The organism is Bradyrhizobium aeschynomenes, assembly GCF_013178945.1.
GTDB classification, from domain to species: domain Bacteria; phylum Pseudomonadota; class Alphaproteobacteria; order Rhizobiales; family Xanthobacteraceae; genus Bradyrhizobium; species Bradyrhizobium aeschynomenes.
The window spans coordinates 405,625-419,887 of sequence record NZ_JABFDM010000002.1 but is presented as its reverse complement, the minus strand read 5'-3'; the positions used below and the strand labels follow the sequence as shown (position 1 = coordinate 419,887).

Below are 14,263 nucleotides of genomic sequence, written 5' to 3'. Positions count from 1 at the left end.
ACGTGTCGCCGCAGCGAATCGGATGCTGCGCGCGATCTCACATAGCAGAGCCCATTCGTGCGATTGTGTGGCTGCGTGAAGCGAGCGCGACGACGTGCGGGCCCACGCATGCGCGGTCATATCTGTGCTGCCGGAAGGCGCCCAGTTGCGACGTCAGCGCTCGCTCAGATCGGCGGCGCGCTCGACCTCGGCCGCCAGCGTGCTCAGATGTTCGGCAAGACGCGCGAACAGCTCGCGCTTGTCACGATCGGTGGCGAGATCCCGGATCAGCGCGCATTCCGCAGCATCCGCCCGCAGCTTGTCCGGCTGGGTGATCAACTCTGACATGGTTTCGCTTCCCTGCCGTGCCGGCAAGATTTCGAAACAACGATGACTCCGCATTGTTCCGCGTCTGCTGAAAAATTTGCTCATCGTCAGATTCGAATACCTTTCGGCGTCCACGATCGGTCGCTGCGCGTCCGGATCGTTCGTCTAGCGCTCACCAGGCCACCACATCGACGCCGGATGCGTGGCCGAGATCTTGGTCTCGCGCAACGCCACCAGCGCGCTGCGCTTGTAGGGATGGCCGCGCAGCCGCGAGCAATCCTGACAGCGCATGTAGCGTTCGAGCTCGTGGATCGGCGTCGTCTTGGGCCGCCTGATGATGTCCAGCGCGACCGTCTGATTGGTGTCGCAGCCGAGGCAGCGCACTTCGAGATAGTAGTAGCCGGCGTTGAGCGCATCGCCGAGCAGCGGTGAAGGCTGCGCCGGTCCCTTGTAGCCGAGCATGCGCTTATTCCATGCGTCGCATGCGAGACGATCGGCCTGCTTGCGGGCGCGCGCAGCCTGCTCCTGCGCGATGCGGATGCCGGCGCCATAGAGTCTCTCGCGCGATTTCGTCGTCATGATCGCCATGATCGACGCTGCCGCGCTCAGCGGCAAGCCGCTAGGATTAGCGCGCGCGACGCCAGCGGATACAAGGTGTTTTCCGAGCGGCGTCACGATACCACCGTCGTCGGGCGCGTTCGGGAATCGACGCTGTGCCGCGCACGTCGCACGAGACGTCCGTGGCAGCGTCGCGTTCACAGTCTCGACGTGGCCTGTCCTTGCGCACACAACTCATGCGGCGTGTGCAGATGGATTGCGAGATGTTTGCCTTGAGCTGCGGCGCTCCGATGGAGACGGCGGCCCGCGCCGTCCACGCGGCCGCACGATGAGTTCCACCAGGCGCAAAAAGAGCGGAGCTAAACGCAACGACGCTGGAAAGGTTCCAAAAATAATGCTGCCGCTCGGCAGTTCCTTCAGCTTGTTCCAGCAGTCCCTCGGCGATAGACGTTGCTCTCGGGGTCAATCGTGCGCGCGGGTCAGAGTTTTTCGAGTTGGATCGTTCGACGCAGAACGTGGTCGCTGACCACGTTCCTGCTCACGGCTGTGGCCGTCGCGATCTGTGCCGGCAGTCGCGTGGCGCTCGATTCAGCCGGCGCGACCCTGTCCTACGCGCCGTTCTTTCCATCGGTCTTGTTTGCGACGCTGCTCGGCGGGCTGCCGGCCGCCGTCTTCGCTGCCTGGCTGTCGGCCACCGTCGTGCTCATCGGCTTCACCGACCGACCCGACCACGCGGAGGCGGTCAATCTCGTCGCGTTCCTGGGAGCGTCGGCCCTCGTCATCTGGCCGGCCAATCTGTGCCGCAACGCGCTGCTGGAGCTGAAGCGCAACGAGCATGCGCGCGAATTGCTGATGGCGGAGCTCAGGCATCGCGTCAACAATCAGCTCGCGCTGTTTCAATCGATCGTCCGGTCGAGCCTGTCCGGCGAGGACCGTGACAAGGGCGAGGCGATCGCGCTGCGGCTCGACGCGGTTGCGCGGGCCAACACGCTGGCCTGGTCGAGCCAGCGCGTCATGACCTTGCGCATGCTGCTCGAGGCCGAGTTGCAGCCCTACCGCGCCTCCGGTGCGGTGAGCTTGGAAGGGACGGACGTGCCATTGGGGCCGGAGGCCGGGCGCAATCTCGCGCTGGTGTTTCATGAGCTTGCGACCAACGCCGTCAAATATGGCGCGCTACGCGGCGATGGCGGACGGCTCGAGGTTCAGCTCGCACAGGACGGCGGCCGCAACCTCGTGAGCTGGCGCGAGCTCAATCCGCGTCCGGTCGCGCCGCCGCAGAGCGAAGGCTTCGGCACGCGCATGATCCGCGCGAGTCTCGCCGCGATCGGCGGCAGCATCGAGCAGGATTTTCGTGATGAGGGGCTGCTCTGCCGGATCAGGTTCGAGCCCGGCATGTGAGGATTGCCCGCCGCCACGGAGCGTGCCTGTCGATCGCGCGATCAGCTCGACCTGATCTCGCGGAACCCGAGCGCGAGCAGGCAATGACAAGGCGGCCCAGCGCGCTCGCAGGTCCGCATCGACGCTGCGAGGCAGCGTCACGCCGGACATGGCTCACATGCGAAACGGTCGGACCGCCGCTGCGTATGTCGTCAATGGATCGACGCGACATGATGCTGCTGGGCGGACTACTGCTGATCTCGATGGTCGTCACCTGGGTCGGCACGGAGTATGTGCTGAACCACGTCGTGATCCCCCTGATCGACGATGACCGTCTGGGCCGCCCCGAGCTGCCGACGCCCTGACCAGGTGCGAGCGATGCGCGCGACGCCCTGCGTTGGTTACCCGCGCGGCGGAACGCTGCGCCGCTTGATCGTGGGCGCGAAACGCTCCACGATCGGCCAACGAAAAACGCGGCGCGTGTCGGGCAGGAGACATCGGATGAAGTGCTATGAGCTGCAGGGCCCGGGCGGCATCGATGCGCTGGCGCTGGTCGACAAGCCCGTGCCGAGACCCGGGGCGGGCGAGGTGCTGGTGCGGTTGACGGCGGCGAGTCTCAACTATCGTGACCTCCTAACCGTCAGGGGCGGCTACGGCTCGCGGCAGAAATTTCCGCTGGTGCCCTCGTCGGACGGCGCCGGAGTGGTCGAGGCGGTGGGCGAGGGCGTGGCGTTTGTGCCTGGCGATCGCGTCATCGGCAGCTTCTTCGAGAGCTGGACCGGCGGCGAGCCGAGCGAGGCGAAGATGCGCGCGGCGCTCGGCGGCGCCGTCGACGGCACCTTGAGCGAGTATCGGATCTTTCCCGCGCAGGCGTTGGTGAGAACGCCGGCGCATCTCACCGACATCGAGGCCGCGACCCTGCCTTGCGCCGGCGTCACCGCCTGGAGCGCGGTGATCAAGCTCGGCGGCATCAGGCCCGGTCAGACCGTGCTGACGCAGGGCACCGGCGGCGTCTCGATCTTTGCGCTGCAGATCGCCAGGATGGCCGGCGCGTGCGTGATCGCGACGTCGTCGAGCGAGACCAAGATCGCGCGGCTGATCTCGCTCGGTGCCGACGTCACACTGAACTACAAGACGACGCCGGACTGGGGCAAGAAGGCGCGCGAGATCACCGGGCAGGGCGTCGATCTCGTCGTCGAGGTCGGCGGCGTCGGCACGCTCAACGAGTCGATCCGCGCGACGAAGATCGGCGGCACCATCGCCTTCATCGGTGTGCTCGCCGGCGCACCGGCTTCGGAGCTACGGCTGCCGCTGATGGTGATGCAGCAGCAGCGGCTGCAGGGCGTCACGGTCGGCTCGGTCGACGATCTCCAGGCGCTGGCGAACGCGCTCGCGCTGCATCAAGTGAAACCGGTGGTCGATCGCGTGTTCCCGTTTGCGGAGGCGCGTGATGCGTTCCACTACATGGCCAGCGGCGCACATCTCGGCAAGGTGGCGATCGCGATCGGGTGAGGCGCGCCCCGGTCGACTTGCGCAGTCGATCTGCGAGCCCCGGGAGACCGCCTCCGCATGTCGCCGCGCTATGCGGGCTGGAACTGTGTCCACCGTCATTCCGGGGCGCGCGTCAGCGCGAGCCCGGAATCCATAGCCACGGAAGGCCATGTGACGCGAGATCGCCGCGGCGCTTGTCTTCGCCACACAACGGCTCGTGGTTATGGATTCCGGGCTCGTCGCTGCGCGCCGCCCCGGAATGACGGCGGAGAGGGTGGGGCCGCCGTCATCCGACTAGCGGCGCGGCTGCTGCGGCTCACGCGCCGGCAGCGTCATGGCGACCACGCCGAGGACGATGCAGGCGAGGCCCACCCAGGCCGTCGGCGACAGGGTCTCACCGAGGCCGGCCACGGCGATCGCAACACCGATCGGCACCCGCAGATAGGATTGCGCGGTTGCGCCGACCGAGCCGAGCGTCTGCAGGAGACGGAAATAGATCACCATGGCGGCTGCGGTCGAGACCGTCGCGAGCGCGGCCAGCGCCAGCAGCGAGCGCGGCGAGGGCGCCAACGTCCAGGGACGGTCGACGACGAGGGCGAGGGGGATCAGGACCACGGCGCCCGACAGCAGCGATCCGGCAGCCGGCAGCATCGGGTCGAGTCCCTTGAAGCTCTTTCCCATGATCGCGGCGCCGGCATAGCAGAGGGTGGCTGCGACAATCGCGAGTTGAGTCCACAGCTCGCGGCCGAGACCGTGCAGCGCCTCGACGCCGACGATGAGGCAGGTGCCGACCAGACCGGCCGCGACGCCGGCGAGCTTGCGCGAGGTGACCGGTTCGTGGCGGGTGACCAGCGCGGTCAGCAGGAAGGTGAAGATCGGCGAGGTCGCGTTCAGGATCGTGGCAAGACCAGCTTCGACGGTGCGTTCGGCCCAGGCGATCAGCGTAAACGGAACGACGCTGTTGAAGCCGGCCTGGATCATGAAGCGGCGCCAGATCGCGGGGGCGCGCGGCCATGCGAGGCGGCGGCTGCGGATGATCGTCGCGAGCAGCAGCCCCGCGACCAGGGTGCGCGCCGCGATCAGGGTCAACGGCGGGATGGTCTCGACGCCAATCTTGATGAACGTGTAGGAGGCGCCCCACAGAGTGGAAAGCAGAAGCAGGAGGGCGAGTTCTCGGGTGAGGTCGGAGCGGCGCTGCATGTGGCCTCGCGGGCAGGAGATGGTTTCTCCTAGCCGGGACGGCGCGCTCGACGCTTCGATGCGAAACGAACTGTTCCGTTGGTGCGTGAAGCGCGAACCGTTGCGGCCGACGCGCGGAGCCGGAGCTTTTGGAGCGTTCGGTGCCCGCCACGGCCGCCATTGCGAGCGGAGCAATCCAGAATCGCGGCTCGACAACGATCCTGGATTGCGGTGCTGCGGCGCTCCTCGCGACGACCTCATCGCGAGAAGCGTTGTTCTGCTCGATCAGTTCGCCGGCATGCTCTTCTCTACCAGCTTCACCCAGTAGGAGGCGCCGGCGCTGAGGATGTTGTCGTTGAAGCGGTAGGCCGGATGATGGCACTCGTTGCCAGGGCCCATGCCGAGGAACACGAAGGCGCCGGGGCGGGCTTCGAGCATGAAGGCGAAATCTTCGCCGCCCATCAGCGGAATCGCACGATCGTTGACGCGTTCGTTGCCGGCGACCTCGCGGGCGACGTCGGCGGCGAAAGCGGCCTGCGCCGGGTGGTTCATCGTGACAGGATATTTGCGCTCGTAGATCGCCTCCGCCGAGCCGCCATAGGCGCGGGCGGTGGCTTCAGCGACTTCAACGATGCGCTTCTCGACGAGATCGCGGATCTCGGGATCGAGCGTGCGCACGGTGCCGAGCATTTCCACCGTCTCGGGGATCACGTTGAAGGTGGTGCCGCCATGGATCGAGCAGATCGAGATCACCGCCGACTTCAATGGATCGACGTTGCGCGCGACGATCGATTGCAGCGCGTTGACGATCTGCGAGGCGATCAGGATGCTGTCGATCGCGCGGTGCGGGCCGGCGCCGCCATGGCCGCCCTTGCCGGTGACCTTGATGTGGATCGCATCGGCCGAGGCCAGCATTGCGCCGGGCGAGACCTCGAAATGGCCCTCGGGGACGCCCGGCATGTTGTGCATGCCATAGACCTCCTGGATGCCCCAGCGCGTCATCAGGCCGTCGTCGACCATCGCCTTGCCGCCGGCGCCGCCTTCTTCGGCGGGTTGGAAGATGACGATCACGGTGCCGTCGAAATTGCGCGTCTCGGCGAGATATTTCGCCGCGCCCAGCAGCATCGCGGTGTGGCCGTCATGGCCGCAGGCATGCATCAGGCCGGGCGTCTTGGAGGCGTAGGGCACGCCCGAGGTCTCCTCGATCGGCAGCGCGTCCATGTCGGCGCGCAGGCCGATGGTCTTGCCGGAGGCCGACTTGCGGCCGCGGATCACGCCGACCACGCCGGTGCGGCCGATCCCCGTCACCACCTCGTCGCAGCCGAACTCGCGGAGTTTGTCGGCGACGATGCCGGCGGTGCGATGCACTTCGTAGAGCAGCTCGGGATGCTCGTGGAAGTCGTGGCGCCAGGCGGCCATTTCGTCTGACAGTGCGGCGATGCTGTTGAGGATGGGCATGAGAAAGGAACTGCTCGCTGTTGGATGGGTGACGCTGCTGCAGGCGCGGCGAGGCCGCGCCGCGACGGCGCGATCGGGCAACTATGGCCCGGTCCAAAAAGCGAGGCAAGGCACGCGCCGCCATGGCGCCATGCAGTGATGCGCGATCATCGCCGGCGCATCGTCACGACACGTTCCCGATTTCGGAACGTCACGTCAGGCGAGTGGAGCGGGCACCGGCACGCGTGGGTATTTGTGCTCGTGCGGCACCACCAGACGGAAGGCCAGCAGCTTCGGCTCGTTCCAGACGGCCAACGGCGTGCCGCAGATGCCGCAATCCGTCCGGCCGGGAGCGCCGACCAGGGAGGTCGACTCCGCAACCTCGTACGCAGCCTGGCAATGGGGGCAGGTCAAGCTGGATATTTTCATGAGTTTACTCTGCCAAAGATCGCTGGGGAGATGCTTTGAACCAGATCAATGCGGTGCATGATCGGCCTCACCCGTTACGCTTCATCGGGCTGCCAGGGGGTCGGCGTCTTCGTGAATTCGCGCCACGTTCTACGCAGCGGCTCCTCGAGGCCGGCCATCGCATGCGCATGCCAACCGGTGATCGCGGCGGCAGCCATGGCCGCGTCCGTGGAGGTCGTGCCGAGCGTATCGATCACGCCGGCGGTGACCGCCATGTCGTTGTAGTGGCCGAGCTGCTCTTGGAGGCCGGCAAGCGACCTCGCATATTTCCGCGCCGGCTTGCTCCGGCCGTAGAGCGGCAGCAGGAAGTCGATGCTGTAGCGCAGCTTCTTCAGCGCGAGCCGTAGCCGGTGGCGGCGCTCGGCCGGCAGCTTCTTGAAACGGCGGCCGCGCTTGAGCACCTTCTGATGCCGCTCCGATAGGATGTGGCCGGCGAAATCGACCGCGGGTCCGGCGAGCCGCGCGAGCTCATCCGGAGACACGTCGTTGCGCCAGCCGCGGGTGGCAATCCAGGCGCCGAGCCCGAGCACGAATACGGCGCAGCGGCGGTCGGCGAGCGCGATGCGCAGCTTGCGATAAGCGAGGTCGCGCTGCCGCTCCGCCAGCTCCCGCAGCGTGCCGAAGCCGGCGACCGTCGCGCAGGAATCCGCGATCTCGGGCAGCGTCTGGGTCAGGAAGACGTCGAGGTCGCGGGCGGCGGAGAGGCTCTGCGCCAGCCAGCGCGCATCCGCCTCGAGGCCATCGAGTGTCGCCGAGCTGCCGAGCGGCCGCATGATGTGAAGCGCGGCGCGCAGCCGGCGCAGCGCCACGCGCAGCTGGTGCACGCCTTCCGCATCGCGGCCGTCCTCGGCCGCCGGCATGGCCTGCAACAGATGATGCAGGCTGCCGCGCAGGACGATGGCGAAGGCTTCATCGAGCGAGAGGGCGGGATCGAGGTTCGGCCGTTGCGGCTTGTCGGCGCCGGGCGGACGGCCAGTGGCCAGGTCGAAGCCGCGCGCCGATTTGCTGCGGATCGACGGCCTGATATCGCCATGCTCGGCGAGCCGTAGCGCGGTGTCGTAGATCGCCGCCGCGTTGCCGCTCTTGAGCTCCAGCTCGATCTCGCTCACGATTTCGTTGTGATCGCCGGCCTTGATGACGCCGCTGTCGAACGCGATCTCGATCGTCGCGCCCGGCACGTCGAGCAGGCGCGCGTGGCGATGCACGTCCGCGGTGAACACCGCCTGCAGCTTCGCATCGGTCAGAGCGTCGCGCAGGTCCTCGGGCAGCAGCGCCGCAGCCAGCGCCAGATCCGGCTCCAGCGAAGCGACGCTCGCTTCCCATTCGCCGCGCTTGAGCGGATCGTCGCTGTGCTGCGCCTTCACGGTCTGCACGAAGCGCGATCCGCTCTGGCGGACCCGCAGGGTGAAACCGTTCTTCCAGAGCGTGTGCCGCGGCGTGTCGTAGTAGACCGAGGTCAGATGCCTGCGTGAGCCCTTGTTGCGCGCATGCGCGGTGACGATCGGGGCATCGTTGAACCCGGCGAGCTGCTCGGGCGCGACGAGCAGCTTCAGCTCGATCTCGTGGCCGGCGCCGGCCTCCGGATCAGGAAGGGCGGGTGCGGCGGCATCGGCGCCTCGTTCGTCGATAGGCGCGGTGCTCTGCTGGCTTGGCTGCGCCGCCGCGTCGTCATGGCCTTGGTCGCCGCTCGCGGACTCACCTGGAGCCGGCGCGCCAAGCGCCCGGTCGCTTGCGTGCAACGACGCGGTTGCGTTCGAATCGGGCATTTGTCGATTCTGTAACCGTTTGATGACAGTCATCTCTCGTATATCCGCAGCCGACCACAAGCGACAGTGGCATTTCTCGCAGGACACTGATGCCGCCCGGCATCCCCCGACCCATCGGTCGCATTTTTTGTTGCCGCTTCAATGACAAGTGCGGCGGCTGCGACCGATCGCGCGCGTGAAGATCGGTCCCGTGCGTCATGTCACATGCGAGCGGGTCACAGCTGGAACTTCAGATCCAGCCGGTGAGCATGAAGCGCGTGGCGAGGAAGATCGCTGCGGCTGCCGTGGCTAGGCTCGCCGCCGTCAGAAGCCCTCGATTGCGCCGCGCCACGGCACGCGAGCGCTCGCGCGCATCCGGCACCGCATCGAGCGAGGTGCGCCGGCTCCGCCGATGGCGAACCGCCTGGATCCAGAAGGCCAGTGCCGCGAGGCCGGCGGCGACGGCGAACACGGTCGACACGCCGGCGGCAAAGCCGAGATCGACGCCGACGCTCTCCAGCATCGCGCGCAGATGCACGGCAAGGCGTGCCAGCAGCATGGCGGCATAATCCGCCGCCGCCGCGCCGGTGTAGAGCAGCACCGCGGTCCAGACGACGGCGGCCATCGCAATCAGCATCGACACCAGCACGGCGAGGCCGTCGGCAGCCATGAAGCCGATCGAAGCGGCGATCAGCGCCAGCGCGGGCATCACATTGCCCATGGGAATGGGAAGGATGATGGTGACGGCCATCAGCAGCAGCGGCAGCGCCAGCAGCATCCGCGCGGTGCGGCCGGTCAGCCAGGCCAGCCGATCCTCGCGCAGGCCGCGCTCCGCGTAGCCGGCCCAGTCGAGCCCGGCTCGGATCACCTTGCGCAGCAGCCGCTGCGGCACCGGCCGCTGTCGTATGGTCTGCGGCAGCCACAGCCGCTCGGCGCCGAACAGGATCTGCAGCGCGACCAGCGCGACGAAGGTGCCGAACACCATGCCGAACGGGCCGGGCAGCGGGATCAGCGCCGGCAAGGTCAGGAGCAGCAGTGTCAGCCCGAGCCCCTCCGACTCCAGCCGGTCGAACAATTCGCCGACCGACGGCTCCTCCGATCGCACCGTGCGGGCGATGGCGAGCAGCCGCCGGCTGATCGGCCCGTTGTGACGGCGCGGCCCCGACGCAGCCTCATCGTTGGATGCGACATCGTTCATGGACACGCCGTCACCTCTCATCCTCATTTCGCCTGCTCGACCGCAGGACGGGTCTTCCACAGCGAGTAGGCAATGCCCGCGCCGAGCAGGCCGAAGGTGATGCCGAGCGAGATCGCCGGCGGAAACTTCTCCAGCCCGAGCAGGTCCGCCAGGAAGATCTTCGAGCCAATGAAGATCAGCACCGCCGCCAGCGCCAGCTTCAGATACTGGAAGCGGTCGACCATCGCGGCAAGCGCGAAGTACAGTGCACGCAGGCCCAGGATCGCGAAGATGTTCGAGGTGTAGACCACGAACGGGTCGGTCGAGATCGCGAAGATCGCGGGCACCGAGTCGACGGCGAAGATGACGTCGGCGAACTCGATCAGGATCAACGCCAGGAACAGCGGCGTCATGAACCAGGTCAGCTTGCCCTCTGCATTCTTCTGACGCACGAAGAAGCGTTCCTCCTGCAGCTGCTCGGTAACGTCGAAGCGACGGCGCACCCAGGCCAGAGCGGGGTTGGAGCCGATGTCGTGCGGCTTGTCCTTGAACACCAGCATCTTGATGCCGGTCGCGACCAGGAACAGCGCGAACACATAGAGGATCCAGCTCGCCTGGGCGACGATGGCGGCGCCGAGGCCGATCATGATCGCGCGCAGCACGATGACGCCGACGATGCCCCAGAACAGCACGCGATGCTGATAGGCGCGCGGGATCGCGAAATAGCTGAAGATCATCGCGATGACGAAGACGTTGTCCATCGCCAGCGCCTTCTCGATGGTGAAGGCTGTGAGATAGGCCGTGCCGGCCTCGGAGCCGAGCTGCCACCACACCCAGGCGCCAAAGGCCAGCGCGAGCATGATGTAGATCGCGCTCATCGCGAGGCTCTCGCGCACCGAGATTTCGCGCGTCTTGCGATGGAGGATGCCGAGATCGAAAACGAGAAGGGCTAGCACGATTGCGAGAAAGGCAAGCCACATCCAGACAGGCTTGCCGGCAAACGCGATGAACAGGAAGTCCACGACGGGTCCTCTTATCTCGCCGGTGTGACTGATGTCGTCAGGTCCGACATCGTGAAAGCACCGGCAGCTTCACCAGAGGGGCCCGGACCAGGGGTCTCATGCGCAGATAGGTGGCGTCGGATCGGGTTTCAAGAGCCTGTCGTCGTCGAGCAGCGTTCAGCAAGATGAACGATCCGGTGCGACAGAGTGTCTGCTGTCTTGCAGCCGTGCGGCCGCGAACTAATTCCAGAGGGCCGGAGATCCGGGCCCCTCTGATAGTCTGCAAGGCTCGCGTGCAGGACTATGATGTCGGACTCTCTTTCGTGACAGACGGCGCTGGCGGTATTTCGCTCTGCCGAGCGAAGCTGGCAGCCTGTCTTGGGAGTTTGATGAGATGCAGCCACACGCGTCGCTTGCGGCGATCAGTCCTTGCGGCCCATGCGCTCGACCCTTTCATCGAGACATCGCGCGGAACGCCTCGCAGCTGCCGGCGGATCAACGAGGCGGCAACGGCGATCGTGATGGAACTCGGACGCCTGCTCGGACCTTTGTATGGAACCCGCGTCTGATGGCCAGTGCGCGCTGGTATATTGTGTACGGGAGCATGTCGTGACCACGGGGGGTGACCAAGTATTGATCGCGAAGGCGGCGCCATCGCGACCGGGAGTCGCAACGCGCCGGCTCCTGATGATCATCAATCGCGGCAGCCGCTCCGGCGGAGAGGCCGCTGGCGTCGCCGTGTCGCGGCTGAGCGCGGCCGGCTACGACCTCGTGATCTCGGCCCCGCATAGTCCGCGCGAGGTCTCGCCGTGGATCGAAGCCCATGCCGACGACGCGGAAGCCGTCGTCGTCGCCGGCGGCGACGGCAGCCTGAACGCCGCCGCGCCTGCGCTGGTCAAGACGGGCCTTCCGCTCGGCATCATTCCAGCCGGCACCGCCAACGATCTCGCCCGTACGCTGGGGCTGCCGGACGACATGGAGGCGGCCGTCGACGTGATCGCGGCTGGCTGTCGTCGCAAGATCGATCTCGGCGAGGTCAATGGGCATCCCTTCTTCAACGTCGCAAGCCTGGGGCTCAGCGCCGATCTCGCCCGCCAGTTGACGAAGGAGACCAAGCGGCGGTTCGGCCGGCTCGGCTATGCGATCACGGCACTCAAGGTGCTTGCCAATGCGCGGCCGTTCCGCGCCATGATCGTGTCGTCGGATGGGGCGGTGCGCGTGAAGACGCTGCAGATCGCGGTCGGTAACGGTCGCTACTATGGCGGCGGAATGGCCGTCGATCACCGCGCGGAGATCGACGATTCCCATCTCGATCTCTACTCGCTGGAGATCGGCCGCGTCTGGAAGCTGCTGGCGATGGCCTACGATTTCCGCAAGGGCCGGCACGGCCTGTGGGAGGAGGTGCGCGCCTCGCGCGACACATCGTTCGAGATCCGCACGCGCCGTCCGCGCCCGATCAATGCCGATGGCGAGCTCGTTACCTTCACGCCGGCGCGCTTCAACGTGCTGCCGCGCGCCGTCACGGTGTTCGTCCCCGACGGCACGGGGCAGGGCCGGACCTGACGCGGTGCCGCCAGGCACGGCACATCGTTTTCATCGATCACATCTCGAGAGACCCATGACCAAGCAGACCCGCTTCAATCTCTGGTACGCTGTTGTCGCGATCTTCGTCGCGATGATGATCCACAATGCGTGGACGAGCTATCGCCAGGTCGCCGTCATTCCCTACAGCCAATTCCAAGACCTGCTCTCGGCCGGCAAGGTGAAGGAGGTCGGCGTGTCCGAGAACTATCTCGAAGGCACGCTGAAGGAGCCGCTGCCCGGCGGCCAGACGCGGTTTGCGACCACACGCGTCGATCAGGAGTTCGCCAAAGAGCTGTCCAAGGCCAACGTGACCTTCACCGGCCGGGTCGAGAGCAACATTCTCGGCGACATCCTCTCGCTGGTGATGCCGATCGCGCTGTTCTTCGGCGTCTGGTATTGGCTGTCGCGGCGGATGATGGGCGGCGCCGGCGGGCTCGGCGGCGGCCTGATGCAGATCGGCAAGAGCAAGGCCAAGGTCTATGTCGAGGCCAACACCGGCGTCCGCTTCGAGGACGTCGCCGGCGTCGACGAGGCCAAGGACGAATTGCGCGAGATCGTCGCCTTCCTGAAGGATCCGAAATCCTATGGCCGCCTCGGCGGCCGCATGCCCAAGGGCGTGCTGCTGGTCGGCCCGCCCGGCACCGGCAAGACCCTACTCGCCAAGGCCGTGGCGGGCGAGGCGGGCGTGCCGTTCTTCTCGATCTCGGGCTCGGAGTTCGTCGAGATGTTCGTCGGCGTCGGCGCGGCGCGCGTGCGCGACCTGTTCGAGCAGGCGCGTGCCAAGGCACCCGCGATCATCTTCATCGACGAACTCGACGCGCTCGGACGCGCCCGCGGAATGGGCCCGTTCGCCGGCGGCCATGACGAGAAGGAGCAGACGCTCAACCAGCTGCTGGTCGAGCTGGACGGCTTCGATTCCTCGGTTGGCCTCGTGCTGCTCGCGGCGACCAACCGTCCGGAGATTCTCGACCCCGCGCTGTTGCGCGCCGGCCGCTTCGACCGCCAGGTGCTGGTCGACCGTCCGGACAAGCCGGGCCGCATCCAGATCCTCAATGTGCATCTGAAGAAGGCCAAGCTCGCCGCCGACGTCGATCCCGAAAAGGTCGCGGCGCTGACGCCGGGCTTCACCGGCGCCGATCTCGCCAACCTCGTCAACGAGGCGACCTTGCTGGCGACGCGGCGCGGCGCCGACGAGGTCACGCTCGACGATTTCAACAACGCGATCGAGCGCATCGTGGCGGGCCTGGAGAAGCGCAACCGGCTGCTCAATCCGAAGGAGCGCGAGATCGTGGCCTATCACGAGATGGGCCATGCCATCGTCGCGATGAGCCTGCCCGGCACCGATCCCGTGCACAAGGTCTCGATCATCCCGCGCGGCGTCGGCGCGCTCGGCTACACCATCCAGCGCCCGACCGAGGACCGCTTCCTGATGACGCGCGAGGAGCTGGAGAACAAAATGGCCGTGCTGCTCGGCGGCCGCGCCGCGGAGCTCGTGGTCTATGGCCATCTGTCGACCGGCGCCGCCGACGACCTGCGCCGCGTCACCGACATCGCCCGCTCGATGGTGACGCGCTACGGCATGTCGGAGAGCCTCGGCTCGGTCGCCTATGAACGCGACAACCAGTCGTTCCTGGCGCCGGGCGCCTCACGCAGCGCCGACTATGGCGAGGCCGCCGGCGATGCGATCGACGCCGAGGTCCGTGCCATCGTGACGTCGGCGCTGGACCGCACCCGCAAGCTGCTGCAGGACAAGCGCGACGTCCTGGAGCGCGCCGCGCGCCGGCTGCTGGTGAAAGAGACGCTGGATGAGAGCGAGCTCGCGGCCATCCTGAAGCAGGACCAGCGCGCCGGTGATCTCGTCGCAGCGGCGCAGCCGATGTAGTTGGTCTAATCCTATTAGCGCACGATCGACGGGCTCACGTTTGCGGTGTGCGATACAG

Annotated in this window: 13 protein-coding genes; 5 read left to right on the top strand and 8 right to left on the bottom strand. The window is 66.9% G+C overall.

Annotation, left to right across the window (positions count from 1 at the left end):
* Positions 1–153: 153 nt before the first annotated feature.
* Positions 154–327, bottom strand: coding sequence for a hypothetical protein (locus tag HL666_RS06580; protein WP_172113767.1), 174 nt, complete (start codon positions 325–327; stop codon positions 154–156).
* Between the two features lie 144 nt (positions 328–471).
* Positions 472–885 (bottom strand): hypothetical protein, encoded by a 414-nt coding sequence (locus HL666_RS06575; protein ID WP_172113873.1) that lies wholly within the window; start codon positions 883–885, stop codon positions 472–474.
* 429 nt (positions 886–1,314) lie between these two features.
* Here HL666_RS06575 and HL666_RS06570 point away from each other — a divergent pair, with 429 nt between their 5' ends.
* The 3 genes from HL666_RS06570 (at position 1,315) to HL666_RS06565 (ending at position 3,753) form a co-directional block, all read left to right on the top strand.
* The gene (locus tag HL666_RS06570; RefSeq protein ID WP_172180503.1) at positions 1,315–2,262 is read left to right on the top strand and encodes a sensor histidine kinase; all 948 of its coding nucleotides are present in this window, start codon (positions 1,315–1,317) and stop codon (positions 2,260–2,262) included.
* Between the two features lie 209 nt (positions 2,263–2,471).
* Positions 2,472–2,606, top strand: coding sequence for a hypothetical protein (locus HL666_RS34395; protein WP_283812636.1), 135 nt, complete (start codon positions 2,472–2,474; stop codon positions 2,604–2,606).
* A gap of 136 nt (positions 2,607–2,742) precedes the next feature.
* Positions 2,743–3,753: a zinc-dependent alcohol dehydrogenase family protein gene (locus HL666_RS06565; protein WP_172180501.1), complete on the top strand. Its 1,011-nt coding sequence runs from the start codon at positions 2,743–2,745 to the stop codon at positions 3,751–3,753.
* A 273-nt stretch (positions 3,754–4,026) separates the two neighbouring features.
* On the opposite strand, the gene HL666_RS06560 is transcribed toward HL666_RS06565, so the two are convergent.
* From HL666_RS06560 to HL666_RS06535, 6 genes are all read right to left on the bottom strand, one after another.
* Positions 4,027–4,932 (bottom strand): DMT family transporter, encoded by a 906-nt coding sequence (locus HL666_RS06560; protein WP_172180499.1) that lies wholly within the window; start codon positions 4,930–4,932, stop codon positions 4,027–4,029.
* A 264-nt stretch (positions 4,933–5,196) separates the two neighbouring features.
* Positions 5,197–6,369, bottom strand: coding sequence for a M20 aminoacylase family protein (locus HL666_RS06555; protein WP_172113771.1), 1,173 nt, complete (start codon positions 6,367–6,369; stop codon positions 5,197–5,199).
* 195 nt (positions 6,370–6,564) lie between these two features.
* Entirely contained in the window at positions 6,565–6,777 is a 213-nt protein-coding gene (locus HL666_RS06550) for a zinc ribbon domain-containing protein (protein WP_172113772.1), read from the bottom strand.
* 74 nt (positions 6,778–6,851) lie between these two features.
* Positions 6,852–8,582, bottom strand: a complete 1,731-nt coding sequence (locus HL666_RS06545) for a CYTH and CHAD domain-containing protein (protein WP_172180497.1) — start codon at positions 8,580–8,582, stop codon at positions 6,852–6,854.
* A 229-nt stretch (positions 8,583–8,811) separates the two neighbouring features.
* Positions 8,812–9,765 carry an exopolysaccharide biosynthesis protein gene (locus tag HL666_RS06540; RefSeq protein WP_172130994.1) on the bottom strand — a complete coding sequence of 318 codons (954 nt, stop codon included), beginning with the start codon at positions 9,763–9,765 and terminating at the stop codon, positions 8,812–8,814.
* 17 nt (positions 9,766–9,782) lie between these two features.
* Positions 9,783–10,760: a TerC family protein gene (locus HL666_RS06535; RefSeq protein WP_172180496.1), complete on the bottom strand. Its 978-nt coding sequence runs from the start codon at positions 10,758–10,760 to the stop codon at positions 9,783–9,785.
* Between the two features lie 588 nt (positions 10,761–11,348).
* Here HL666_RS06535 and HL666_RS06530 point away from each other — a divergent pair.
* The gene (locus HL666_RS06530) at positions 11,349–12,302 is read left to right on the top strand and encodes a lipid kinase (protein WP_172180494.1); all 954 of its coding nucleotides are present in this window, start codon (positions 11,349–11,351) and stop codon (positions 12,300–12,302) included.
* Positions 12,303–12,357: 55 nt separating this feature from the next.
* Positions 12,358–14,205 (top strand): ATP-dependent zinc metalloprotease FtsH, encoded by a 1,848-nt coding sequence (gene ftsH, locus HL666_RS06525; RefSeq protein WP_172180492.1) that lies wholly within the window; start codon positions 12,358–12,360, stop codon positions 14,203–14,205.
* The last annotated feature ends 58 nt before the right edge of the window (positions 14,206–14,263 follow it).

Bases quoted from the DNA above. Each gene is read 5' to 3' on its own strand.
- HL666_RS06580 (WP_172113767.1), bottom strand. From the start codon at position 327: ATGTCAGAGTTGATCACCCAGCCGGACAAGCTGCGGGCGGATGCTGCG.
- HL666_RS06575 (WP_172113873.1), bottom strand. From the start codon at position 885: ATGACGACGAAATCGCGCGAGAGACTCTATGGCGCCGGCATCCGCATC.
- HL666_RS34395 (WP_283812636.1), top strand. From the start codon at position 2,472: ATGATGCTGCTGGGCGGACTACTGCTGATCTCGATGGTCGTCACCTGG.
- HL666_RS06565 (WP_172180501.1), top strand. From the start codon at position 2,743: ATGAAGTGCTATGAGCTGCAGGGCCCGGGCGGCATCGATGCGCTGGCG.
- HL666_RS06560 (WP_172180499.1), bottom strand. From the start codon at position 4,932: ATGCAGCGCCGCTCCGACCTCACCCGAGAACTCGCCCTCCTGCTTCTG.
- HL666_RS06555 (WP_172113771.1), bottom strand. From the start codon at position 6,369: ATGCCCATCCTCAACAGCATCGCCGCACTGTCAGACGAAATGGCCGCC.
- HL666_RS06550 (WP_172113772.1), bottom strand. From the start codon at position 6,777: ATGAAAATATCCAGCTTGACCTGCCCCCATTGCCAGGCTGCGTACGAG.
- HL666_RS06545 (WP_172180497.1), bottom strand. From the start codon at position 8,582: ATGCCCGATTCGAACGCAACCGCGTCGTTGCACGCAAGCGACCGGGCG.
- ftsH (WP_172180492.1), top strand. From the start codon at position 12,358: ATGACCAAGCAGACCCGCTTCAATCTCTGGTACGCTGTTGTCGCGATC.